Source organism: uncultured Psychroserpens sp. (assembly GCF_947500255.1).
Taxonomy (GTDB): Bacteria; Bacteroidota; Bacteroidia; order Flavobacteriales; family Flavobacteriaceae; genus Psychroserpens.
In genome coordinates, this window is the sequence record NZ_CANMRL010000002.1 from 512,828 (window position 1) to 537,329 (window position 24,502).

21 protein-coding genes are annotated in these 24,502 nt (G+C 34.2%); 5 read left to right on the forward strand and 16 right to left on the reverse strand.

The features are described from left to right. The first annotated feature begins 3 nt into the window (after positions 1–3). Positions 4–2,253 (forward strand): hypothetical protein, encoded by a 2,250-nt coding sequence (locus Q0783_RS09185; RefSeq protein WP_298894588.1) that lies wholly within the window; start codon positions 4–6, stop codon positions 2,251–2,253. Here Q0783_RS09185 and Q0783_RS09190 read toward each other — a convergent pair. The 5 genes from Q0783_RS09190 to Q0783_RS09210 all read right to left on the reverse strand — a co-directional run bounded on the left by Q0783_RS09190 (position 2,250) and on the right by Q0783_RS09210 (position 7,263). Beyond that, positions 2,250–2,942, reverse strand: a complete 693-nt coding sequence (locus tag Q0783_RS09190; RefSeq protein WP_298894589.1) for a peptidoglycan DD-metalloendopeptidase family protein — start codon at positions 2,940–2,942, stop codon at positions 2,250–2,252. The two genes, Q0783_RS09185 and Q0783_RS09190, sit on opposite strands and share 4 nt — an antisense overlap. Before the next feature lie 3 nt (positions 2,943–2,945). Continuing rightward, the gene (locus Q0783_RS09195) at positions 2,946–4,457 is read right to left on the reverse strand and encodes a serine hydrolase (protein ID WP_298894590.1); all 1,512 of its coding nucleotides are present in this window, start codon (positions 4,455–4,457) and stop codon (positions 2,946–2,948) included. A 42-nt stretch (positions 4,458–4,499) separates the two neighbouring features. Beyond that, positions 4,500–6,071, reverse strand: coding sequence for a hypothetical protein (locus Q0783_RS09200; RefSeq protein WP_298894591.1), 1,572 nt, complete (start codon positions 6,069–6,071; stop codon positions 4,500–4,502). A gap of 66 nt (positions 6,072–6,137) precedes the next feature. After that, entirely contained in the window at positions 6,138–6,722 is a 585-nt protein-coding gene (locus Q0783_RS09205; RefSeq protein ID WP_298894592.1) for a hypothetical protein, read from the reverse strand. Beyond that, on the reverse strand, positions 6,706–7,263 hold the full coding sequence (locus Q0783_RS09210) for an RNA polymerase sigma factor (protein WP_230936111.1): 558 nt from the start codon (positions 7,261–7,263) through the stop codon (positions 6,706–6,708). Before Q0783_RS09210 ends, Q0783_RS09205 begins: the two co-directional genes overlap by 17 nt. A 178-nt stretch (positions 7,264–7,441) precedes the next feature. On the opposite strand from Q0783_RS09210, the gene Q0783_RS09215 reads away from it, so the two are divergent. After that, positions 7,442–8,014 (forward strand): DUF2911 domain-containing protein, encoded by a 573-nt coding sequence (locus tag Q0783_RS09215; protein WP_298894593.1) that lies wholly within the window; start codon positions 7,442–7,444, stop codon positions 8,012–8,014. A gap of 7 nt (positions 8,015–8,021) precedes the next feature. Then, complete coding sequence (meaB, locus tag Q0783_RS09220; protein ID WP_298894594.1) at positions 8,022–9,101, forward strand: methylmalonyl Co-A mutase-associated GTPase MeaB; 1,080 nt, start codon at positions 8,022–8,024, stop codon at positions 9,099–9,101. On the opposite strand, the gene Q0783_RS09225 is transcribed toward meaB, so the two are convergent. Next, positions 9,091–10,029, reverse strand: coding sequence for an NAD(P)-dependent oxidoreductase (locus tag Q0783_RS09225; protein WP_298894595.1), 939 nt, complete (start codon positions 10,027–10,029; stop codon positions 9,091–9,093). The genes meaB and Q0783_RS09225 overlap by 11 nt on opposite strands. Before the next feature lie 98 nt (positions 10,030–10,127). Between Q0783_RS09225 and Q0783_RS09230 the strand changes: the two genes are divergently transcribed. Then, positions 10,128–10,844, forward strand: coding sequence for a glycosyltransferase (locus Q0783_RS09230; protein WP_298894596.1), 717 nt, complete (start codon positions 10,128–10,130; stop codon positions 10,842–10,844). Positions 10,845–10,846: 2 nt separating this feature from the next. Here the strand turns inward: Q0783_RS09230 and Q0783_RS09235 are convergent, their stop codons facing one another. The 8 genes from Q0783_RS09235 to Q0783_RS09270 form a co-directional block, all read right to left on the reverse strand. Continuing rightward, on the reverse strand, positions 10,847–11,422 hold the full coding sequence (locus Q0783_RS09235; protein WP_298894597.1) for a phosphatase PAP2 family protein: 576 nt from the start codon (positions 11,420–11,422) through the stop codon (positions 10,847–10,849). Beyond that, complete coding sequence (locus tag Q0783_RS09240) at positions 11,422–11,649, reverse strand: hypothetical protein (protein ID WP_230936105.1); 228 nt, start codon at positions 11,647–11,649, stop codon at positions 11,422–11,424. Before Q0783_RS09240 ends, Q0783_RS09235 begins: the two co-directional genes overlap by 1 nt. Position 11,650: 1 nt before the next feature. Beyond that, complete coding sequence (locus Q0783_RS09245) at positions 11,651–13,039, reverse strand: MATE family efflux transporter (protein WP_298894598.1); 1,389 nt, start codon at positions 13,037–13,039, stop codon at positions 11,651–11,653. A gap of 322 nt (positions 13,040–13,361) precedes the next feature. Next, on the reverse strand, positions 13,362–14,465 hold the full coding sequence (locus tag Q0783_RS09250) for an ATP-grasp domain-containing protein (RefSeq protein WP_298894599.1): 1,104 nt from the start codon (positions 14,463–14,465) through the stop codon (positions 13,362–13,364). A 45-nt stretch (positions 14,466–14,510) separates the two neighbouring features. Next, positions 14,511–15,458 carry a nitronate monooxygenase gene (locus Q0783_RS09255; RefSeq protein ID WP_298894600.1) on the reverse strand — a complete coding sequence of 316 codons (948 nt, stop codon included), beginning with the start codon at positions 15,456–15,458 and terminating at the stop codon, positions 14,511–14,513. Beyond that, entirely contained in the window at positions 15,459–17,066 is a 1,608-nt protein-coding gene (locus Q0783_RS09260) for a S8 family serine peptidase (RefSeq protein WP_298894601.1), read from the reverse strand. Positions 17,067–17,135: 69 nt separating this feature from the next. Next, positions 17,136–18,323: a tRNA 2-thiouridine(34) synthase MnmA gene (gene mnmA / locus Q0783_RS09265; RefSeq protein WP_298894602.1), complete on the reverse strand. Its 1,188-nt coding sequence runs from the start codon at positions 18,321–18,323 to the stop codon at positions 17,136–17,138. A gap of 78 nt (positions 18,324–18,401) precedes the next feature. After that, positions 18,402–19,124, reverse strand: a complete 723-nt coding sequence (locus tag Q0783_RS09270; RefSeq protein ID WP_298894603.1) for a toxin-antitoxin system YwqK family antitoxin — start codon at positions 19,122–19,124, stop codon at positions 18,402–18,404. 64 nt (positions 19,125–19,188) lie between these two features. On the opposite strand from Q0783_RS09270, the gene Q0783_RS09275 reads away from it, so the two are divergent. Next, positions 19,189–20,604: a fasciclin domain-containing protein gene (locus tag Q0783_RS09275; RefSeq protein ID WP_298894604.1), complete on the forward strand. Its 1,416-nt coding sequence runs from the start codon at positions 19,189–19,191 to the stop codon at positions 20,602–20,604. Between the two features lie 128 nt (positions 20,605–20,732). On the opposite strand, the gene yidC is transcribed toward Q0783_RS09275, so the two are convergent. Beyond that, positions 20,733–22,643 carry a membrane protein insertase YidC gene (yidC, locus tag Q0783_RS09280; protein ID WP_298894605.1) on the reverse strand — a complete coding sequence of 637 codons (1,911 nt, stop codon included), beginning with the start codon at positions 22,641–22,643 and terminating at the stop codon, positions 20,733–20,735. 70 nt (positions 22,644–22,713) lie between these two features. Further along, entirely contained in the window at positions 22,714–24,354 is a 1,641-nt protein-coding gene (locus Q0783_RS09285) for a CTP synthase (RefSeq protein WP_298894606.1), read from the reverse strand. Positions 24,355–24,502 lie beyond the last annotated feature (148 nt).

Consider the following 24,502-nt stretch of genomic DNA (forward strand, 5'->3'; position numbering starts at 1 on the left):
AATATGGAGAACATTACTTACCAATCAAAGTTAGATGAGATTCTGTACTATTATAGAATTCAAGATTCTGAAGATTTAGATAAAGCGGAAAACAAGATTCAAATCAAATTGTATTTTGACACTTATGACATTATTACAATGATTCTTGGTTTATGTGCATTAAGTAAACCAAATTCAATTGACATTAATGAATTTGATCAAAATGAATCCTTATTGATTTATGCTTCTGTCGTAAGAGGTTGGTTAGATAATATTCATCTTTTAAAATCACATCAGGATGAATTTTTAATAAAATTAAATGACTCTGACCTTATGTTTACTAAAGATCAAATTGTAGAAGATTTGAAATTGGACTTCATAGGTAGAATAGATATTGATAATATAAAAAACAATCTAAAAACTGCAGATTCGACCAAAAATTATTTTGAACAGATACAGGTTAATTGCGAATCATTATTCAAAATCAATTATCTTCTAAATCCTACGAAATGGATCGATCGATCAAAATTGTATTCTAATAATGTTATCTTTTTTAAAAAATATAAACTAACATATGAAGAGTTAGGAAAAACAGAAATATTTAAAGATGCATTAAGTATCTTAAATACTATTAGACCTAAAGTCAAACAAATTCGAAGTAACTATATTGATGCCATAGCTATTTCTCAATTACAACAAGAACTTGATCTATTTAACTCGAAGAAAACTAAAACACTACCCCTTTTTTATAAATCAACTAGTACTCTTGGAAAAGCGCTAGACGAGCTTACGAAATTAGAGAAAGATTATCTTACTTACAAAAGAGGCTCTGAGAAGATAAGTATATTTAGAGGATCAGATTATTATAAGATCGATTCCATTTTTAATGCTCTAAAAAAACAGGAGTCTTCAGAGATTATTGAAGATCTAGAAGCAATCAAAAACGAGATTAAAAACACGTTTAATAAAGAAGTAAGTGGTAATTCTCTAATCGATGATCCTGAAAGAACATTAGAGCTTATAAAAAACGATATCAATATAAATTTTTATGAGAAAATTTGGTTTGATAATGATGGGTATAAAGAGATCTTGAAAACACTTTCTTCTCTTACTGAAAATAACAATAAGTTTAATAAAAAAGATGTCCAAACCATAATCTCAAGATATAAAAAAGAGGTTAGTAAAGAATACAAAAATGAAATTGAGTATCTAAAGAATCTAAATGATGTTTGGGATCAGTTCAAGCATATAGATTTTAACAAACTGAAAGATCTACTTCCAGAAAAAAGAGATATTAATCTTTATACAGATTTTGCATTAACGCGATTTCCTCTTTCAAGCAAAGCCTATGATATCGTCACAGAAAGCATGGAAAATTTGTTTGGTAGTCTTGAGAAAAATGATAATCTAGAGTTTCAAACAAATATTATTAATGGTCTGGCTAATTGCTTATATGCAGAAAAAATTAGTGATAGACATGTTTCCTATTTTGTTATTTTATGGATTTTAGGAGAATATGATTTAATCTGTAGCCTATTTAGTTTTATCATCAAAAAAAGAAAGTTACTTAAAACTAAACCTAACAAATGGAAATTTGAAGAAATAGGTGTTCTTAGTATATATGGCGCATCATTGATTATGTGTTCCCCTCCTCAAAGAGATGAACTTATTGACCTTATCAACCTATTTAAACTAATAGATCAACCCAAAGATGATCTTTATAGGATACATATGCTTATTGCTTATTTTAGTTTTCAGGTTTGGGACAATGCCTCTAAAATAATTATCCCAGAAATGACCAATAAAAAACTCGATGACATTCCATATCGAGCATTTTATGATAATGCTCTAGACTATGGTGAATTGACCAAGGATAAATTATCTACTTTAAAAGATAAAGGTGAGGATAAATTATTCAAAGAACGAAAATATTATTATATGATAAATTCAATCCTATATTATACGACTAGAGGTGGAAATTTATCAGACTTTGAAAAATTAGATGTGTTGTATTTTGAATTGATAAGTATCCAAAATGAAAATTATTTATGGCAAGGAAGGTTTTGGGATACATTTGCATGGTATCATTTTAGAGAGGCGTATATTTTAAAACAAAAAGACGAAAACTATTCTAAAGAATTAAAACAAGCTTACGAATTTAATCAAAAGTGCTTTTCTTATCCAAATACCAAAAGAGAGTTAGGTATTTATAATAAATTAAGAACCCTAATACACAAAATCGACACTTATAATATCGTCCCACGAGTGTCTTAATTAGAGTTCATGCTTAACCATAATAAAGGATCTGGGCAGTTTTCAGCATAAAATTCTAAATCCAACTTAGAACACACACCAGGATAATCACCTTTATAACCTTGTAGATTTTTAATAATCTGAAAGTGTAAATGTGGTGGATAATCGCCATTCACACTTGCATCTCCAAGTGTCGCTATTTGTTCGCCTTGCTTGAATTGTTGTCCAACTTTTAGGTTTTGGATAGACGCTAAACTTAAATGTCCATAAAGCGTATAGAAGTCTATGCCTTTCACACGATGTTTTAATAATATTGTGGGACCATAATCACCAAAATTGGTATTATTTTGAAAGCTATGCACTTCGGCATCCAGTGGTGCATAGATCGGCGTGTCTGCAGCAATCCATAAATCGAGTCCCAAATGAATATTGCGTTCGGTATCAGGATTGGCATCTTTAAAATATGTACTCCTACTATAGATATTTCGGGTTTCGAGATAGCCACCATAAGCCACTTTTCCATGATGTTCTTTAATATGAGTATTGATGTAAGCACCTAAGGTTTCCGAAGAGGAAACATCAACAGTTTTTAGTGCTGCGTTGGTGACCGACAAATCCAAAGCCACATAATCTTGTTTCGTTATTGACGGGTCTAACACATGGCAGGCAGGCAAATTCTTTAAAAGGGTTTCCAGAGCTAATACCTCCATAATCTATTCTCCAAACTTATAGGCAATTTCAAGAGCTTCTGCTTTATCCTTTGCATATTGCAAGGTACTATCCATTTCAAAACACTTTCTGTAGTTTTTTAAAGCGTTTAATGTATCTCCTTTTATAACTAGCGCATCGCCATAACTATCGTAAGGGTTTGCCGATTCTGGAAACTGTTCGGTATTGAGCTTAAATATTGCCACAGCAGCATCAACACGGTTTTCGTTGAGCAAACCGTAACCTAATATATTAAGTTCGGTCTCGGCAAAATTATAGGCGTCAGGACTATTAGATTTTAAGTTCTTATACTGCGCTATGGCCTTGTTAATGTTTTCCTCAAAGATTGTTTTGGCTAAAACATTTTTAATATTCGGTTTTGGTTTCTCATAAGCCTTACCCGATCTAATATTCGCAATACCTCTTAAAATATCACCAAAATGTTCGGTAGAATTATTAGTAAGCACAATGAATCCGCTTTTGTCGTCCACTTCATTATGCAAAAAAGTTCCAAAACCTACCCATCCACCAGAATGAAAAACAGTTTTGGGTTGCGTCTCATCTTGACCTAAAAACCATCCAAACCCATAGTTAGTCTCTTCTCCATTATTCAATTTTCCAGGTGTCCATGCTTCATCTAAATAGGACTTTGGTATGATGGTATGATTGGCTAATGCTAGATTCCACTTATATAAATCGTCCAATGTAGAATAGATACCACCATCACCTCTTACATCATTAACGATATTATAATCATTAGCTACAAGGTCCGTTTGATTAAGGGTTTTTTGATAGCCAAATACACGATTTGGCATATTAGGGTCTGCCTCTATTTGATAGTTATATAATAGTGTGTTAGACATGCCTACAGGATCTGTAATCTCATCTTTTAAGAACGTTCTAAAGTGTTGTCCTGAGATCTTTTCTACAATTGATGCCAATACCAAATAGCCTGTATTACTGTAATCCCACTTTTCTCCTGGTTGAAAATCGAGTTCTGGGTCGACACGATAAAAAATGTCTAAGATTTCATTATTTCCCAAAATGTATTGTTTTGTCTCGTCTTCACGAACAAAATGCGAATCTACGATACGCTCATAATCTGTTAATCCAGAGGTATGATGCAGGAGCTGACGAACTGTAATGTTATCATAAGGAAAGTCGGGCAAAATGGTATTTACATTTTGGTCATATTCTAATTTCCCTGCTTCTTTTAGTTTCATAATCGCCATTCCTGTAAACTGCTTGCTTACTGAAGCTAATCGAAACTGCGAATTTAAATCTAAAGAATCAATAGGTGTTATAGATCGCAGACCATTAGAACTTTTAAAAACGATCTCGCCATTTTCATATACAAGGATATTTCCTGTAGGAATACCTTCAGCTGTCATAGTGCTAACAAACTCGGCAAATTCACTTGCAGTATCATCAACGTTGGAGGTATTGGTTTCGTTTTTACATGAAAAAAAGCATGCCGAAATGAGACATACTAGTGCAAGTTGTTTTAAAGAAGTCATTATGATATATTTAAAGTAGTTTTATATCATAAAAATAGGGTTTTAATTTTTAAGTACAATATCGCTAAACTTAGCATTAAGCACAATATTCTTCACATTGCGATTTCCATTTGGATAAAATTCGATCGTTTTTTGACTAGTCATTTCATCATTTAAGCGCGAACGATTGCCTTTAAAATACACACTATAATCCGTTTTTGGTAATTTGATGATGGCTTCACTATTTTCTAAAACTACATTAAGATTCGTGAATGAATCTGTAATATTAGAAATAGATAGGTCTCCAAAGCTTCCATCAATAATAGCATTACCAGTAAGTTCATTAATATGCAAATCTGATGAATTGCTATTGAGTCTCAAAATACCCACTGTATTCAAATGCGCATCTTCAACATATTTTAAGTTGAGCTCGCCATTACTCCAAGTCACTACATCAACTGGAGAATAAGACACACTGATGGAAGTCTCGCTTCCATCAATGTGATTTGCTACTAGTGTAGCGTGTGATATATCTGCTTTTAGGTTGTGAATTACCGAAGACATTTTTAACTCCCCATGTCTTACATTTAAATCCAATTTAGCATCTTTAGGCATTTTGATCTTGATCGTTCTTTTTACCTTATCGCCTCTCATTTCTAATCGTCTTGCTAAGCTCTCACGACGTGCTTCATGTGCTTCTCTGCGTGCCTCATGTGCTTCTCTACGTGCTTCGTGACGCTCTTCATGACGTTTCGCCAATTTTTCTCTACGCTTCTCCATCTCTTTTTCTCGTTTGGCCATACGCTTTTCAATCTCTTTACTTCTTTTTTCCATTTCTTTTCCATACTTCTCTCCCCATACTTCCATTTTCTTAGACCATTCTTTATCGAATTTCTTTTCAAATTCTTCGCCCCAAGCTTCCATTTTCTTAGCGTAGTCTTTACCAAACTTTTTTCCAAACTTCTCTCCCCATTCTTCCATGCGTTTTTCATAAGAAGAAAAATCAACTTTTGCCATTTTTCGACCCCAAGCTTTCATTTTCTCACGGTCTTGAGCTGGATACTCTTGACTCCACTTTTCTAAATAAGCTTCACCATCTTTTTTATAAGCTTCGGTGTCAAAACTGATATTATTAACACCTTCTGGTAGTTCTGGTAATTCTGGTAACTCAGGCATTTCAGGAATTTCAACATTTGCAATTTCTGGCATTTCTGGTAAGTCTGGCATCACAGGCATTTCTGGCAAATCTTCTAAGTTTAGATCACCTAATACCTCTAAGGCTTCAAGTCCTTCTAAATTGATGTGCAGGTCTGCCAAACGGTCCCATGATCCATGCGATCCGTGAGATGTAATCTTCACATTGCTTCCAGAACCTTCAACCTTCAAGTTCCAGTCTTCAAGTGCTTCTTGCAATTCTTCTTTAGATAATTTTTCACCTTCAATATAAGCTTCAACCTCTAGTGTGTTCTTATTCCATGTATCAATTTCTATTTGCACATAGCTGGTGTTTAAGTCGATAGTCACATCTTTAGTAACATCAATTTTCTTAGACACTTTTGTTAACTTCTGTTGTGCTGAAACACTTATAGTGAAACAGAAAAACATTAGTAATAGTAGTTTAAATTTTGTTTTCATTGTATTATGTTTTATTCTGAAATATGATGCTTTTGACACCTTGTAATTAACATTTCAGTATTAGGTTTATCCTTGATTTATAACTTCATCAGAAGCATTTAGATCATGTAATTGTTCTTTTAAGCGATACAATAAATTAAGACGTAACTTTAAATTATCTATCAATGCACTTACCGTTAATTCATTAGGACCGTTATTGGTCAATTCTACCGACAAACGTTTGTACTCCTGATTTAACTCAGCAAGTCTTACAACATAACCATCAAACAATTCTTTGTTCTCAGGTGTTTGTTTCACTTTAGATAATTCTAAGTTAATATTGGCCAGATAGTAATCTTCCACCTTTTTTAAATCGGGTGAAATATCACCTAAAGATTTAAGCTGCTCCTCTTTTGCAGGATCATCATTGCTTACAACCGTATTTTCAATAGATTGTGGTTGATTAAAAAACTTATAAGCTCCAAATGCTAATCCAATTAGAATGACAATACTCGCTGCAATTTGTAGCATACTGAAACGTTTTTTGATCGTTTGTTGTTGCGGTAGTGCCTCATCTAATTTTTTAAGAAAACGTGCTTCATGACCTTCGCTCATTTTTAATTGCGACTGCTTCTGCTCTTCTTCAAATAAATTTCTAAGATCTTGTGCCATTTTTAATAGGTATTAACAGTTCTTTTAATTTCGATTTTCCCCTAGATAGTTGTGTACGAGATGCAATTTCTGTGATATTTAAAATTTCAGAAATCTCTTGATGATCGTATCCTTCGACCAGATATAACGTCACTACATAGCGATATTTGTCTGGTAACTTTTGAATTGCCTCTTTAATCTCATCTAAAGTCATTGTATCATCTACTAACCATTCGTTTTCATAACTCGAGTCGACTACTTTTAGGTGCACCTCATCCAATTCTTGCAAATGCTGTTTCTTGGATTTCAAACAGTCGATACTCTTATTAACTACGATACGTTTTAACCAAGCTCCAAAAGTCACTTCAGCTTTATACTGATTCAATTTTGCAAATGCTTTAATAAAGGCTTCTTGTACGATATCTTCAGCTTCCATAGAATCCTTTACAAATCGCATGGCAACTGTGTACATACCATCACAATATTGATTGTATAGTTTTAATTGCGCAGTTCGATTATTCTGCTTGCATTGCTCAATGATGTCAACTTGAAATGTATTCAAATCTCTTTTGGTTTGGTTGAGTTCACTTTAAAGACGATACAAAAAAGTGAGTGTTGCAAAATTTGCATGATTTTTTTAAAAATAATAAGAAATTTATACAATTTCCCGTTAAGTAGTTACTTAAGATTTCAATTTAATTTATCTTTGATACTTATTTTAGTTTCAATCTTGTTTTGCTATGAATACCTTTTTAAAACGCCTACTTGTTACATTATCTATAGTTGCCGTTGGCCTCTTTTTATATTCTTATTTTGTTGAGGATATTTTTTCTAAACGTTTGAGTCCGAAAGACACCGTCGAGTTTAGACTCAACGATCTTAAGCTCGAAGTATTCTATAATAGACCATCTAAGAAAGGTCGTGAGATTTTTGGCGCTCTAGTGCCCTATAATAAAGTTTGGCGAACTGGTGCCAATGAAGCTACCACTTTTCAAACGAATAAAGCTTTAATGATACAAGGTATTTATTTACCCCAAGGAAAATATACTTTATGGACAGTTCCTAAAGATTCTGTTTGGAATGTCATTTTTAACGAAAAACAGTATCCGTGGGGAGTTGATGAAGAAATGCAAGTGATGTGGGATCCTAACTATGACATTTTAGAAATTGATGTTCCCGTTGAAAAAATAGATACCACAGTTGAACAGTTTACTATCGCCTTTGATAACTCAACAGATAATCTCAAACTTACTATGGCTTGGGATAATACAAAAATAGCAGTACCTTTAAGTGTATTAAAAGACAAAAAATAAACGAAGTTTGTCAAAAAAATCTAAATCGTCTGCTTTACATGAAAACGATGGTGTTTCGCAATCTGATATCACCAATGCATCCTCTATAAAAACAATTCAGAAGAAAAGACGCCTCCAACCTAGTACTCAAGATTTAGTTTCTGAAATTTTAAACGGAAATATTACTTCGCTAAGTAGAGCAATCACTTTAGTTGAAAGTGCTAACCCAAAGCATTTAGAAAAGGCGCATGACATTATAACACAGTGTTTACCATATGCCAACAAATCGGTTCGTATTGGAATCACTGGTGTTCCAGGTGTTGGAAAAAGCACATTTATTGAAGCCTTAGGTATGCATCTTACTGCTATTGATAAAAAAGTGGCTGTATTGGCCGTTGATCCAAGTAGTAGTTTGAGCAAAGGCAGTATTTTGGGTGATAAAACACGTATGGAAGATCTTGTAAAAAACGAGAACGCCTTTATTAGACCTTCCCCTTCTGGCACATCACTTGGTGGTGTGGCTCGTAAAACGCGTGAGACTATTATTCTTTGTGAAGCTGCAGGTTTTGATACGATTATTATAGAAACGGTTGGTGTTGGACAAAGTGAAACGGCTGTTCATAGCATGGTCGACTTCTTTTTATTACTCAAAATTGCTGGTGCAGGAGATGAGCTTCAAGGTATCAAACGCGGTATTATTGAAATGGCTGATGCTATTGCTATCAACAAAGCAGATGGTGAAAATTTAAAGGCAGCAAAACTTGCCAAAGTTGAATTTAATAGAGCCTTACATCTCTATCCGCAAAAAGATTCTGAATGGCAACCTAAAGTAACGCTTTGTAGTGCTTTACAACGTGAAGGCATTGATGACTTGTGGACGTTGATTTCAGAATATATGACGCATACAAAGTCTAATGGCTTTTTTGAACACAACAGAACAGAGCAAAATAAGTTTTGGTTGCTTCAAACCATTGAGGAGCGTTTAAAATCTGATTTTTTCAATCAGCCAACCATAAAAAAAGAACTCAAGGCACAATTACAATTGATTGAAGAGGGAAAAACAACGCCTTTTGTTGCTGCAGAATATTTATTCACACTTAAAAATTAGCCTTATACCATTCTACCTGCTGCTTTACGGCTTCTAACAATGTTGTTTGCGGGTTATAATCTAATAATCGCTTAGCCTTATCAATATTAGCCTTTGTACGTGATTGATCACCAGGACGTTTAGGAATAACATTAATTGCTATAGACTTTCCTAAAACAGCTTCTACAGTTTCGATGCCTTCTTTAGTGGTATGCTCTACTTCTGTTCCTAAATTAATAATCTCACCTTCAACTTTTATTTCATTATCGATCACACTTACCACACCATCAACAATATCATCTACATAGGTAAAACTTCGTAAATGTTTGTCGCTACCTTCAAATAGTGGAAACGCCTCATCTTTTAAACCTAAAGCAATTAATTTTGTATACATTTTTTCTGGACGTTCTCGAGGGCCGATTACCGAATATAAACGTAATGAACACGCTGGTAATTTTTTCTCTCTGCTTTTTTGAAGTACTAATTGCTCGGCTGCTAATTTAGTGACACCATAATGTGATGCTGGTTTAGGCACATAGTCTTCGGGAAACGTCGCCTCAAGTCCATAAATGGAAGAAGTACCAATATTGACAAATAATTTCAGGTCTTTACATCGTTCTGCAAAATCAATCAAATGCTTTGTTGCAATAATATTATTGCTAAAATAATCTTCAAAAGTAGAGGATTGTGAAATCCCTGGTTGTGCCGCAAAATGAAAAATATAGTCAATGTCTTTTGGTAAAACACTAGCTAAATCATCGTCACGCAAATCTTTTTTTAAGATGGTAATTCCTTTTTGGCTCAAGGCTACGGCATTGAGTTGTTTTAGTTCTAAACTGTAATAGTCACTAAAATTGTCTAAACCAATAACATCATGTCCAAGACTTTGTAAACGTTCTGCTGTATGAGAACCTATAAAACCAACTGCTCCAGTAACGAGTATTTTCATTGATACGAATTGAAGTCACAAAATAACAATTTTTAAATCAAACCAAATCAACAGCAAGCAGATTAAAAAGAATATTTTTGTAAGACTAACTTTTAGTAATGGATTATACATTTACCATAATTGTTCCTGTCTTTAATGAGGAAGCTAATCTTATTCGTTTAGAAAAAGAGCTGATATCGTATCTAAACAATACTTCGGTAAAGACCAAGGTGCTTTTTGTAAATGATTGTTCTACTGATAACAGTCAGTCCATGATAGAATCTATTTGCCATACAAACGTCGCTTTTGATTATCTCCTGTTTTCAGATAACAAAGGCTTAAGTGCTGCGCTAAAAGCTGGTTTTGATCATATCGATACACCTTTAATTGGGTATATTGATGCCGACTTACAAACATCTCCAGACGATTTTAATTTGCTACTCGAATATATAGAAGATTATGACCTCGTTACAGGTGTTAGAATAGATAGACAAGATAGTTTGATAAAAAAACTATCCTCAAAAATAGCCAATCGTATTAGAAGAGTATTTACTAATGATGGCATGCAAGATACTGGTTGTCCACTAAAGGTGATTAGAACAGATTATGCCAAACGAATTCCAATGTTTAAGGGTTTACATCGTTTTTTACCTGCTATGATTTTACTTCAAAAAGGTACAGTAAAACAAGTCCCTGTAAACCATTTCCCAAGACTAGCAGGCACTTCCAAATTTGGCTTACGCAAACGATTACTATCTCCTTTGACTGATTGCTTTGCCTATCTTTGGATGAAAAGAAAAACTATAGATTATACGATTAAAAAGAAAAGTTTTTAAAGTTATTTCAGCTGATATTTAGTTTGTAAATATTTATCCAACTTATAGAATAGAAGTCCTGAGAACGCACCAAATAGCATTCCGCTAAGTACATCTAATGGATAATGCACACCAATATAAATACGACTATACCCCATTGCTATTGCCCAGATTATCATAATGTACGGCAAAAACCTATATTTTGATTTTAGCATAAAACTAGTAAATACTGCTACAGCCATAGAATTAGAGGCATGACCAGAAAAATAACCATATTGACCACCACAATAACTTTTCACGAGCCTGAAGAGTCCATCAATATCTTCGTTATGACATGGTCTTAATCTCATTACCAGCACTTTTTTAAACAGATTAGTCATTTGATCTGTGAATGTAATCATTAATGCAATGACCAATAAAGTGAGTAAAAACATCTTGGTATTAAGACGCTTATACATTAAATACGCCAAGACGGCATAAAATGGAATCCAATTGAATTTGGTCGTATAAAACATCCAAAATCCGTCCCAGGCTTCTGTCCCAAGGTTATTAAGGTAGATGAATAATTCGGTATCTAGTCTTGCTAATTCTTCTATCATTACTCGTCGTATCGCGCTACTTCTCTGTCATAGAAGTCTGTTGCTGCCTGAATTAAATTTTCGGCCTCACTTTCAATTTCTCTTTGATCTTGTTCGTCAAACTCTTCAAACCATTCCACATCATCATCTTCGAGGTTTATGATAAATCTAGGAAATTCGGTATGAATGACATAGATCGCATTTGGATGGTCTGTATTATCGCCTAATATGAATTTTGGTAGTTCCATGTTATTCTAAGTCGTTAGTATTTGACAAAATTAACTTTTTCGTGAGATAATTGAATCTAATAAATAATAATATTGCAGCAGTTGTTAAACCTGCCAATAAACCTAACCAAATCCCAAAGCTTCCATACGCCTCTTCTTTTCCGAGGAAATAACTAATAGGAAACCCAACTAGCCAATAAGAAATAAACGTGATAATGGTAGGTATTTTTACATCCTGAAGACCTCTTAATGCTCCTAAAACAACCACCTGAATACCATCACTTATCTGAAATATGGCAGCAGCAATCATCAATTTTGCAGCTATTGAAACCACTTCTGTATTATCTAACAAATTTTCACTATCGTTAAAATCTACATATAATTTTGGGAGTTCGTCATGAAATAAAAAGAAAATAGCCCCAAAACATACAGCTAATAGTATGGCTAATAAGAAAATAGAAAATGCAATTCGTCGCAGTTCAAAATACTTATGAAGTCCTTTTTGGTTTCCAACTCTAATCATAGATGCTACACTCAATCCCATCGCTACCATAAAAGTCATTGAAGATAAGTTAAGTGCTATTTGATTTGCAGCTTGAGGGTTTTTTCCCAGTAAACCACTTAACCAAATCGCAGCTGTAAAAATGGCTACCTCAAAAAACATCTGCATCGCACTAGGCAGGCCTAAATTGATAATTTTCCGAAGCATTAATTTCTCTAAAACAAAAAACTTAATATTGGTCACATAAGCTTTTGACTTTTCTTTTTTTGTCAACAACCACCAAAGATATATCACCATAATAAACCTTGAAGCTAAAGTACCATAAGCGGCTCCAACAATACCAAGTTCTGGAAAACCAAATTTTCCAAATATCAACACATAATTTAAAATAACATTGACAATATTTGCTATAATAGTTGCATACATAGGATATCGCGTCATCGACAATCCATCACTAAACTGTTTAAACGCTTGAAATACAATAAGCGGAATAAGCGAAAAAGCAACCAAATTTAAATAAGGTAACGCTAACTCAACCACTTCAACAGGTTGCTTCATAAAGTACAGTAATGGTTTTGCAACAAATACAGATAGAAACAATACAACTCCTAGAACTGTACATAGAAATAATCCATGCTTGAATGAAGATTTTCCTTCTGAAAAATGGTCTGCTGCATCAGCTTCGGCTACTAAAGGTGTGATTGCTGTAGAAAAACCAATACCTATAGACATTGCTATAAACATAAAGCTGTTTCCTAAAGAAACTGCTGCCAACTCGGCAGTTCCCAATTGTCCTACCATGATGTTATCAATAAAGCTAACAAAAGTATGACCAAGCATCCCAAGAATAACAGGAGCTGCTAACTTAAAATTATAGTTGAATTCTTTTGTGTACTGTGATAAAACCAAGTGATTATTTTTAAAGTGCCAAAGTTAATGCATTTGAATTGCCTATAGTCTAAGCACTGGTAATTTTAGCAATATAAAATTCAATTGTTTGATTTCTATAAAGTTATAAACTTAAATTGTTAATAAGTTGACTAGAAAATTAATGAGATAATTGGCTTAAAAACTTATTTTTATTCCCGACAAATATCTTATTGTAGTAGGTTAGGTATTTGGGGTAGAAACTTTTTTAGCTATTATTTTAGAGGGATTTAAAAATTTTTTTGTTAAAAAACGTTTCACGCAAAAAGAGGACTCGTCCTCTTTTTGCCGTTTATACACCTTTTTAAAATTGTCTACCTAACCATTCTCTAAACTTATAGACTGTTGGCAGTGGATCTTTTAAAAACATATTAACTTCAGTATTATTTAAAAGAAATTTTCTTTTGAAAATAAACCAAGGACGTCGTTTAATGCATTTAAGAACACCTTTTAGACGCATATAATTAATCTCATCAAATGTAGTGGCACTAATGGTTTTACTTAGTGCTAGCTGAATTGATAAATGCGGAAAGTTTATTCCTGCAGAACGAGAAGCATCTACACTTCCCCAAAAACGCGCATTAATTTCTATAAGTTTAAATGTATGAGTGTTGTTGTCAAACCTGAGATCTAAGTGCGCAACACCAGACCAATTGAGTAAAGCCATGGTGTTTTTCGTAACTGTTAGCACTTCATCATTCTTTAAAAAATCAAAACCCAACTGTGGAGCAAATTCGTTATGCCCTTTTAAATTTCCTTTTTGAATGGTATACGCCAAAATCTTACCATTAAGACACAGCACACTGCAATCTATATCATAACCTTCAATAAACTCTTGAATAAATAAAGGTGAATCTTTTACGTCTAAACGCATAGGGAAATTAGACTTTGAACTTACTTTTAGTATACCATCACCACCCTTCTGACTTAAAGGTTTTATTAAAATTGGAAAGCGTATATGAGTCAATAGTTCTTGCCTTTCTTTTTCTGAAGACACAAAAAAAGACTTTGGGTGCGCAATCGTATGACTATTTGAAAAATCACTAAGCTTATGTTTATTCGTGGCTGTTTCAAAATCTTTTAGATCTGGTAAAGGAATTACCTTTGCTAGTTGTGATATCCTATGCTTATAATTAATAAAGAATAAAGTCTCGACTTCGGCAACAGGAAGTATAACATCAATCGCATTTTTTTCTATTTCAGAATTGATAATTCTTAGCCAAGACTCATCATTTGATCGCTCATAAAATGCATAGTAGAATGTATATTTTGAAAACTTTGTAGCCGTTCTTTTCTCGTTAGATAAAACAAACAGTTTGTAATTGTCTATATGAGATAAGCACTGTATAACAGACAGCGCCCAAGTGCTATTGCCGTCTGGAATTAGAACGTTCAATTTAGAACTCATCAATTAATAAGGGTCATTATTAATAGTATTAAATATACTATTTTTTTAAAGTCTAATCTTCTGGGTAATCTTTTGAGCCTCTTTAAACTCGGTAATCATATCGTCAACAATCTGAGCAGCAGGTTTGATATCATGTATTAATCCTGCAATCTGGCCTATTTCTAATTCGCCATCTTCTAAATCACCTTCAAACATCCCTCTTTTAGCTCTGGCTCTTCCTAAAAGTTCTTTCAATTCTTCAACTGTAGGTCCAGATTTATAGAGTTCTTGCACTTCATTATAGAACTTATTTTTTATCAATCTAACTGGTGCTAATTCTTTTAATGTTAATTGAGTATCGCCTTCTTTTGCATTGACTACAACCTCTTTAAAAGCTTGATGTGCTGAAGATTCTTCACTAGCTACAAAACGACTTCCAACTTGAACCGCATCTGCGCCTAGAATCATGACTGCTAACATAATTTGCCCGTTAGCAATTCCACCAGCTGCAATTAGAGGAATATCTAATTGCTCTTTCACCATTGGTATTAATGTTAAGGTTGTTGTTTCTTCTCTTCCATTGTGCCCACCAGCTTCAAAGCCTTCGGCGACCACAGCATCAACTCCAGCGTCTTGTGCTTTTAATGCAAACTTTACACTGCTCACAACATGTACAACTGTTATTCCCTTTTCTTTTAGCCAATTGGTCCAAGTTTTTGGGTTTCCCGCAGATGTAAACACAATTTTTACGCCCTCTTCAACAATGATATTCATAATGTCTTCAATGTTGGGATATAGCATGGGTACATTAACACCAAACGGTTTATTTGTTGCTTTTTTACATTTCTGAATATGTTCACGCAAGACATCGGGATACATAGAGCCTGCTCCTATTAAACCTAAAGCACCTGCATTACTGGCTGCAGAGGCTAATCTCCAACCGCTATTCCAAATCATTCCAGCTTGAATGATTGGGTATTTTATATTGAAGAGTTCGGTAATTTTATTTCCCATTTAAGATTTTATGAGTTTGATTGTTTTTGAGGCTTCTCCTGATTGAAATGACATAATGTAAACTCCTGCAGACATTGAAGACACATCCAATTGATGCGTTGATTGCATGATTTGTTGTTCTAAAACTGTCTTTCCAAGAATATCATAAATTCGAAGTGTTGTGGTATCATTTGCTGAAGGTACCTGAATGTTCAATATATCTACAGCTGGATTAGGAAACACTTTGAATTCAAATAATTCTTCTTCCTGTACAGATAGACCAATATCTAATGCTAATTGAAGATCTGGTATCCCGTAACCTAAAAAATAATCTGGTGTATCATATTGAGAAGCCGATAATCTTACGTAATGCTTAATCTCTTCATGTGTTGCATTAGGTAAGGCCTGCCAAAGCGATGCGATACCACCTGCCATGATCGGCGAGCTAAAAGAGGTCCCATTATTGGAGATAATGGTATTAGTATCAGCAACAACAAAACTTCCGCTTCCTTGTGCAACAACATCGGGTTTTTGTGTTGGTTGTATGGCACTTCCCTGAGAGCTAAAGATGGCATAAGCTCCATTATTATCTACAGCTCCAATACTTAAAACACCGGCAGCATCTGCAGGAGCTCCTAGTCCACTAGCGCCAGAATTTCCAGCGGATGTCACTACTAAAATTCCTTTTTCATTAGCAATGTTTGCTCCTCTAGTTATAAAGGCAGTAAGACCATCTAAATCTTCATTTGCATAACTGTAGTTGGCATTTTGATAGGTCTTGTATCCTAACGAACTATTAATCATATGCACACCAAGACTATCAGAGCGTTCAGCAGCTTCTACCCAATAAGCTTCTTCAACTGGTGTTTCACTTCCTACATCTTCTGTTCTAAACAAATAGTATGACGCATCTGGGGCTGTACCTACAAATTGATCTTGTATAAAACCAGCCATATCGCTCAGTACTCTTGTTCCGTGATCATTTGTTGTAAATTCATATACATTATCATTTCTATCAACAAAATCATAACCTCCTAGCAAATCGCCATTATCTCTCAATCGCTGAAAGGCTCCCATAGTATCTACATTAGAAAATCCTGAATCTAAAACTGCTATAATAATACCTTCACCTGTAAAATCATCGAGATGTAGCATATGTGCATTAATCATTTCAACTTGATTTTCAGCATCTCCATAATTAAAAGTAACTGTATTATTTTCTACTAAAAATTTATCGTTAACCGCAGCAAATCTTGTAGATGCATCTAAACTATTGTCTGCAAAATCAACATATTCTACAAAATCGAAATCATCGACCAAGGCATTAATTTCAGCTTCACTACCGCGAACATAAACGGCATTAAACCATTTTGACTTTGCAAAAACAGTAACACCTGTTTCGGGTGCTTTCAGCATAGAAATATAAGATTCATTTACAGGAACATCGCGTTCATCAATCGCAATACCATGTGCATTTTTGCGATCAATGGCTTGTTGTGTTAAAATTGAAATTGGATTATCTAACGACGCTTGAACATTTTCTTTGGCATTAAAAAACACCCAGGCATCTTGTTGTGCAAAGGCATTGTACTGACATAGTACAATACAAACGAGTAGGACTTTTTTCATAGTAATTAATATTTCATTTAAAAACATTGTCGTTTTTAAAAGCAATAATTAAGATTTCTTTCTTGCAATTTAAGAAATTACTCCCGAACCTACTAATTCGTCACCAAGGTACCAAGCGACAAACTGACCTTCTGTAATGGCAGATTGCACATTTTCAAATTCTACAAAAAGACCATTATCAACTTTATACAATTTAGCTTTTTCCAGAGCTTGTCGATATCTGATTCGTGCATTTACCACCATAGTCTCATTTATATCTAAGGCTAAATCCTCACGAATCCAGTGGAGTTCGTCATTACTAACAAACAATGCTCTTTTCAATAATCCAGGGTGTAGTTTCCCTTGACCAGTATAAATCACATTTTCATCAACATCAGTCTCTATAACAAACAACGGTTCTACGGTTCCACCAACAGCCAAGCCTTTTCGTTGCCCTTTAGTAAAGTAATGTGCGCCTTGATGTTTACCTACAATAGTGCCATCTGCAATAGCATAATCAATCTTTTTTGTTAGATATTGAAGTTCTTTTTCTTTAGAATCAAATACAGGCATATCTAAATTATAGAGCTCTTTTTCTTTAGGTATCTCAACAATAACGCCTTCTTTAGGCTTTAGTTTTTGCTGAAGAAATTCTGGTAATCTCACTTTTCCTATAAAGCAAAGTCCTTGAGAGTCCTTTTTATCTGCAGTAACCAAATCTAATTTAGTTGCAATATCGCGCACTTGAGGTTTGGTCAATTCTCCAATAGGAAACAATGCTTTTGACAATTGCTCTTGCGATAATTGGCATAAAAAATAAGATTGATCTTTGTTAGTATCAACACCTGCAAGCAGTTGATAGATTTGTTTTCCGTCTTTTTCTATCGTTCCTTTTCTACAATAGTGACCTGTAGCAACATAATCTGCGCCAAGTTCTAAAGCAATTTTCATAAAAACATCAAACTTGATCTCCCTATTACAAAGAACATCCGGATTAGGCGTTCGTCCTTTTTGATATTCATCAAACATATAATCGACAATACGCTCTTTATACTGTTCGCTTAAGTCTACAGTTTGAAAAGGGATACCTAGCTTATCTGCTACTAACATAGCATCGTTACTATCATCTAACCATGGGCACTCATCTGAAATTGTAACAGAATCATCATGCCAATTTTTCATAAATAAGCCAATTACTTCATAACCTTGCTCTTTTAATAAATAAGCTGCAACGCTTGAATCAACACCACCTGAAAGTCCGACTATTACTCTTTTCATACTGCAAAATTAATAAATAAAAATAGCAACATGATATCTGTTGCTATTATAATTAACTATATAATGTATTGACTTTGACTATTGTTTTTTAGGATTTTTACTTCGCTTTGTATGGTCTTTACTATTTACGAGTTTTCCGTTTTCATAATAGTTCCAAACTCCATGTTTAAGTCCGTCCCTATAGGTTCCCTCTGCTTTGATATTTCCATCAGCATCATAATACTTTGACACACCATTGAGTTCATCATTTTGATACTCAAATATTTTTAAGGGTTTTCCGTTTTCTGCATACCATGTTGATGTGCCTTCAAGTTTACCACTAGAGTAATTGGAGTGTTCGGCTAATTTTCCATTTGGATAATACACCATTTTTTCGCCTTCAAGTTCTCCTCTATTATTATAAAACTCAGTAGATAGAATTCCATCGGTTTTATTATGATAATACATCCATTTACCGATGTAAAGCTTACCATTCATTTGTCCTTCACTAATGAGCTTTCCTTTTGACGACATAAACTTCACAACAGCCTTATTATCAGAAGTATTAAACTCTTTTGTAGCACTCAAAACGCTTTTACCTTTATTAAGTGTGTAGAATTTAAATGTACCGACTTCCTTACCATGATTAAACTGCCCCTCATAACGCAATTGTTTAGTCTTATCAAAGTACTTTTTCCATACACCGTGCCTTTTTCCGTTGCTATCAAATTGATTTACAGAATCTTGAGCATAAGAACTTAAACAAACAACTGTTAAAATATATATAAAAAAATGTCGCATTTTATTATTTTGTTTAATCATTTCATAGATTTGTTGAACAAAATTATTTATTATCAGTAATGTTGAACAACAAAAACTCAAAAAAATGAAAATTATTTCAAAAACATTCAAAATTTTACCTTTATTTTTATTGGCTTTGGTATTCACATCATGTAGTGATGACGATGACAATACAATAATGAACCCACAACCGATGAACATTGTGGAAATTGCCCTTGGAAACTCTGACTTAACAAGTTTAGTAGCAGCTTTACAAGCGGCAGATGGAGATTTAGTAAACGTATTAAGTGGTAGTGGTCCATTTACAGTTTTAGCTCCTACAAATGACGCTTTTGCAACGTTTTTAAATGCTAACGGGTTTTCTCAATTAAGCGATGTACCAACAGATGTATTATCTCAAATTTTATTGAATCATGTTATTTCTGCAGATTTAGCTGCTTCTGATCTTGTTGGATTAGGCGCTGGATATACAAGCACAAATGCTCTAGGAGCAGACGGACGAAACATGAGCATCTATTTTAACACCTCTAGCGGTGTAGAGTTTAATGGAATCTCATCAGTAACTGCAGATGGTGCAGATATCGATGCTTCAAACGGAACAATTCATATTGTAGATGCTGTAATAGGCTTACCAAGTATTGTAGATCACGCCTTAGCTAATCCAGGGTTTAGCAATTTAGTTGCTGCTTTAGGAGCTGCAGATGGGAACCTAGTTGATGTTTTAAGTGGCGCTGGACCTTTTACAGTATTAGCTCCAGATGATGCAGCATTTGCTACGTTCTTAGACGGAACACCTCTTGGAGATGTACCAACCGATGCTTTAGCTAATATACTATTAAACCATGTGATTACTGGAAATGTTGCATCAAGCACACTCATAGCTGGTGGAGCGGGTTATGCAAATACAAACGCAACTGGACCAAATGATAATAGCTTAAGTTTATACTACAATACTAGTGATGGTGTAAGATTTAATGGTGTGTCTTCTGTTGCTCAAGCTGATGTTATTGGAACAAATGGAATTATTCACGCTGTAGATGCTGTTATCGATATTCCTTCGATAGTAACTTTTGCAACTGCAGATCCTAATTTTTCAACATTAGTTACTGCATTAACAACATTAACACCTGCAACAGATTTTGTAGCTACATTATCTACTGCTAATGGAACAAGTCCTGCACCTTTTACAGTATTTGCACCAACCAATGATGCTTTTGATGCCTTAGCTGCGATTCCTGCAGAAGATGTATTAACGCAAGTATTACTACATCACGTATTAGGAGATGCTAATGTGCAGTCAGGTGATTTAACTGATGGTATATCTCCATCAATGTTAAATGGTCAAGCTATTACTATAAACTTGCCAGGAGCTGGAGATAATATTGCAGATGTTACTGATGGTGCTGGAAATTCTGATGTTGGAATTGTAGCCGTTGATGTTCAAGCCGGAAATGGTGTAATACATGTACTAAATAAAGTAATGTTACCTGCTGATGAATGATTCATATAAAAGATAAGTTCATTGGGAATTGATTAATAGCATAATATAATTTATATGAACTTAACGAAAAGAGCCTTTAGAATGTGATCTAAAGGCTCTTTTTATTTATAAAGTAATTGTCTAATTAATTACTTTTTCTTTCTTTTCTGTTGCGCCTGTTTTTGCTGCTCGGCCTGTTCCATCATGTCTGCCATTCGCTTCTGAAATTTATTCTGCTTTTTAGGTTTCGCCTTATTCACTTGAATTTGTGCATGTATCTTATCTTCATCTAAAATGTAGTTTTTGATCACTAGCATAATTCCGATACTAATTAAGTTAGAAATGAAATAATACAAACTTAATCCAGAAGCATACTGGTTAAAGAACACCAACATTAATATTGGTGAAAAATAAATCATATACTTCATCATCTTACTCATATCTGGCATACCTTCTTGCGTAGGTTGAGATGCCATTTGCTGACCAGTAGTCATCTTCATATAAAAGAAAATGGCGATTGCTGCTAAAATTGGAAACAAACTCACATGATCTCCATAGAATGGTATATTAAAAGGTAGTTCAGCTATCGCATCATAAGATGATAAATCATCTGCCCAAAGGAAACTTTTTTGACGTAAATCAAACGCTGTTGGGAAAAACATGAATAAAGCATAAAACACTGGCAATTGAATCAAACCTGGTAAACATCCTGCTAACGGACTTGCACCTGCTTTGTTTTGAAGTGCCATTGTCTCTTGTTGCGCCTTCATCTTATTATCCTTATACTTTGCTCTAATCGCATCCAATTCGGGTTTTAACACCTTCATTTTAGCTTGTGATAAGAATTGCTTGTACTGCACAAATGACATCATTAATTTAATAAGAACAGTCATAACAATAATCGCAATACCATAAGGTAAGAAACCACTTAAGAATGCAAATAATGGAATAAATAATGCTTTGTTAATCCATCCAAAAATTCCCCACCCAAATGGTATACTTTCTTCCAGATCATAATCATATTGCTTTAAGACCTTACTATCTGTAGGCCCAAAGTATAATTGAAAGTTGTTATTTGCATCACCATTTGTAAACGTTAATGGTAGTTTAGATGAAAACTGCTTCGTAAATACGGTATCAACTGCTTCATCTTCTATAAGATTCTTTGTCGCAATAGTTGCATTTTTGAAAGGTTTATCTGCAACGAGAATAGAACTAAAGAAGTGTTGCCTATACGATAGCCAACGTGCATCTGTAATGAGTTCTTCATCATCACCCATTTGGCCTAATTTATCAATTTTATCCTCTTCATGCATATATGTTAATCGCGTGTAACGATTTTCATACGTAATACTCTGGTCATGACGAAATGCCTTTAATGACCAATCTAAGTTAATCTCTTGAGAACTATTGATCACATTACTCAACCCTTCAGAACGAATTGAAAAATCGATCATATAGTTATCAGGCTTTAACTCATAGCGATACTCTAAAAATTGAGATTCAGACGCCTTAAATTTCATAGAGACCACAGTATTATCACCATTTTTAGTTACTGTTGGTTGAAAATACTTGTCTTCTGTATTAAGAATTCTGTTGTCTGAGGTTTGGAAATTGATATTGAAGGATGTATTTCCATCTTGAATTAAAGCAATTGGAATTGAATCGTAGTCTACAAACTCTTTTAATATAACTTCGGAAAGAAATCCTCCTTTGTTACTAAACTTCAAATCAAGTACATCGGTTTGCACTGTTGTATACGCATCTGTTGCTGATGGCAAAGTTGATGAATAAGCAAACGCTCCTAATTTGTTTTTTAAATCGGCTAGTCGTGTAGAGTCTCCTGGTTGTACAGCTGAAAAATCTTCAGCAGTAGTTACCTTAGTTGAATCTTTAGCTGTTTCAACAGCTTCTTTTTTATCAGCTTCAATTTGCGCTTGTTTCTCTTGTTCTTCTAATTCTTCAGGAGTGGGCTTTTGTTGCCACATCATATAGAGTAAAATTCCGAAGATAAGAACGAATCCTATAATGGAGTTGAGATCAAATTTTTTTTCTTCCATGGGTATAATTTAGTTTCTCCGATTGGTTAGGGAGAGGATGCCTCCTCAATATCAAAAAGTTATCCAAGTATTAGTTTTGTGCCATACTGACACTATTATTATTTGTTTTGAAATTTAAAGCTGCTTTTACAAAAGCCACAAAGAGTGGATGCGGATTAGCAACTGTACTTTTATATTCTGGATGGTATTGTACACCAACAAACCAGTTATGTGATGGAATTTCTACAATCTCAACTAAGCCTGTTTCAGGATTTAGTCCTGTTGCTTTCATTCCTGCAGCTTCAATTTGAGCCTTATAATCGTTATTAAATTCGTAACGATGTCTATGGCGTTCTTTAATTGCATTGGTTTGGTATATGTCTTTTGAAATACTACCATCCAACAACTCACAATCCCATGCACCTAAACGCATGGTTCCTCCTTTATCTGTGATTGATTTTTGCGATTCCATCAAATCAATGACTGGATTTGATGTGTCTTCATTCATTTCAGTAGAATTTGCATTATCTAATCCGAGTACGTTTCTAGAATACTCAATAACTGCCATTTGCATACCTAAACAAATTCCTAAAAACGGAATATTATTTTCTCTCACATACTGTACAGCATCAATTTTTCCTTCGATTCCTCGCTCTCCAAAACCAGGAGCAACAAGTACACCATGAAGATGTTTTAGCTTGTCGGCAGCATTATCTGCTGTTAAATGTTCAGAGTGTATCGATTCTATTTTTACTTTCACCTCATTTTCAGCACCTGCATGAATAAAGGCTTCCAGTATAGATTTATACGAATCTTGGAGTTCTACATACTTTCCTATAAGTCCGATAGTGACTTCTCCTATTGGGTTTTTGTGACGTGTTAAAAACTGATTCCACTGCGTAAGGTCTGGTAGAGAACTATCTAATGCTAGTTTTTTAAGCACTACTTTATCCAAACCTTCATCTAGCATCAAATTAGGCACGTCGTAAATAGTTGAAGCATCTATAGATTGAATCACCGCTTCAGGACGTACATTGCAAAATTTAGCAAGTTTGTGACGTAAGTCTGTTGGTAGTTCATGTTCTGTTCGACAAACCAAGACATCGGCCATCACTCCACTTTCCATTAAGGTTTTTACACTGTGTTGTGTTGGCTTTGTTTTTAATTCACCTGCGGCAGACAAATAAGGCACTAATGTTAAATGAATCACAATTGCATTATTCTCACCTAGCTCCCACTTTAATTGACGTACAGCTTCTACATAAGGTAATGACTCAATATCACCAACAGTTCCTCCTATTTCGGTTATAACGATGTCATAATCGCCAGATTTTCCTAAAATTTGTACACGATGCTTAATTTCATCAGTGATATGCGGAATCACCTGAACTGTTTTTCCTAGAAATTCTCCACGACGTTCCTTTTCGATCACACTTTGATAGATACGACCAGTTGTAACATTATTAGACTGGCTCGTTGGTACATTTAAAAAACGCTCATAATGCCCAAGATCAAGATCAGTTTCGGCACCATCGTCTGTGACATAACATTCGCCATGCTCATAAGGATTTAAAGTTCCTGGATCTACATTAATGTAAGGATCTAGTTTTTGAATCGTGATTCGATAACCTTGTGCTTGGAGTAGTTTTGCCAAGGATGCAGCAATAATTCCTTTACCTAGTGAAGAGGTAACGCCTCCAGTTACAAAGATGTATTTCGTAGTAGTTGTCATGTTGCGCTGTTAAACGCAGGCAAATTTACAAAATTTAAATAGTTATTGTTGTATAGTTATAGGGTTTAATTATTAACAGTTGAAATCACTGACTATGAACAAGATATACTTAATCTCGGTATTGGATATATTAAAAAAATAAACGACC

Excerpts from the sequence above, each read along its gene's own strand:
- Q0783_RS09205 (WP_298894592.1), bottom strand. The coding sequence starts at position 6,722 with ATGGCACAAGATCTTAGAAATTTATTTGAAGAAGAGCAGAAGCAGTCG.
- Q0783_RS09230 (WP_298894596.1), top strand. The coding sequence starts at position 10,128 with ATGGATTATACATTTACCATAATTGTTCCTGTCTTTAATGAGGAAGCT.
- Q0783_RS09215 (WP_298894593.1), top strand. The coding sequence starts at position 7,442 with ATGAATACCTTTTTAAAACGCCTACTTGTTACATTATCTATAGTTGCC.
- Q0783_RS09285 (WP_298894606.1), bottom strand. The coding sequence starts at position 24,354 with ATGACAACTACTACGAAATACATCTTTGTAACTGGAGGCGTTACCTCT.
- Q0783_RS09240 (WP_230936105.1), bottom strand. The coding sequence starts at position 11,649 with ATGGAACTACCAAAATTCATATTAGGCGATAATACAGACCATCCAAAT.
- Q0783_RS09275 (WP_298894604.1), top strand. The coding sequence starts at position 19,189 with ATGAAAATTATTTCAAAAACATTCAAAATTTTACCTTTATTTTTATTG.
- Q0783_RS09185 (WP_298894588.1), top strand. The coding sequence starts at position 4 with ATGGAGAACATTACTTACCAATCAAAGTTAGATGAGATTCTGTACTAT.
- Q0783_RS09260 (WP_298894601.1), bottom strand. The coding sequence starts at position 17,066 with ATGAAAAAAGTCCTACTCGTTTGTATTGTACTATGTCAGTACAATGCC.
- Q0783_RS09235 (WP_298894597.1), bottom strand. The coding sequence starts at position 11,422 with ATGATAGAAGAATTAGCAAGACTAGATACCGAATTATTCATCTACCTT.
- Q0783_RS09250 (WP_298894599.1), bottom strand. The coding sequence starts at position 14,465 with ATGAGTTCTAAATTGAACGTTCTAATTCCAGACGGCAATAGCACTTGG.
- Q0783_RS09270 (WP_298894603.1), bottom strand. The coding sequence starts at position 19,124 with ATGATTAAACAAAATAATAAAATGCGACATTTTTTTATATATATTTTA.
- mnmA (WP_298894602.1), bottom strand. The coding sequence starts at position 18,323 with ATGAAAAGAGTAATAGTCGGACTTTCAGGTGGTGTTGATTCAAGCGTT.
- Q0783_RS09200 (WP_298894591.1), bottom strand. The coding sequence starts at position 6,071 with ATGAAAACAAAATTTAAACTACTATTACTAATGTTTTTCTGTTTCACT.
- yidC (WP_298894605.1), bottom strand. The coding sequence starts at position 22,643 with ATGGAAGAAAAAAAATTTGATCTCAACTCCATTATAGGATTCGTTCTT.
- Q0783_RS09190 (WP_298894589.1), bottom strand. The coding sequence starts at position 2,942 with ATGGAGGTATTAGCTCTGGAAACCCTTTTAAAGAATTTGCCTGCCTGC.
- Q0783_RS09225 (WP_298894595.1), bottom strand. The coding sequence starts at position 10,029 with ATGAAAATACTCGTTACTGGAGCAGTTGGTTTTATAGGTTCTCATACA.
- Q0783_RS09195 (WP_298894590.1), bottom strand. The coding sequence starts at position 4,457 with ATGACTTCTTTAAAACAACTTGCACTAGTATGTCTCATTTCGGCATGC.
- Q0783_RS09255 (WP_298894600.1), bottom strand. The coding sequence starts at position 15,458 with ATGGGAAATAAAATTACCGAACTCTTCAATATAAAATACCCAATCATT.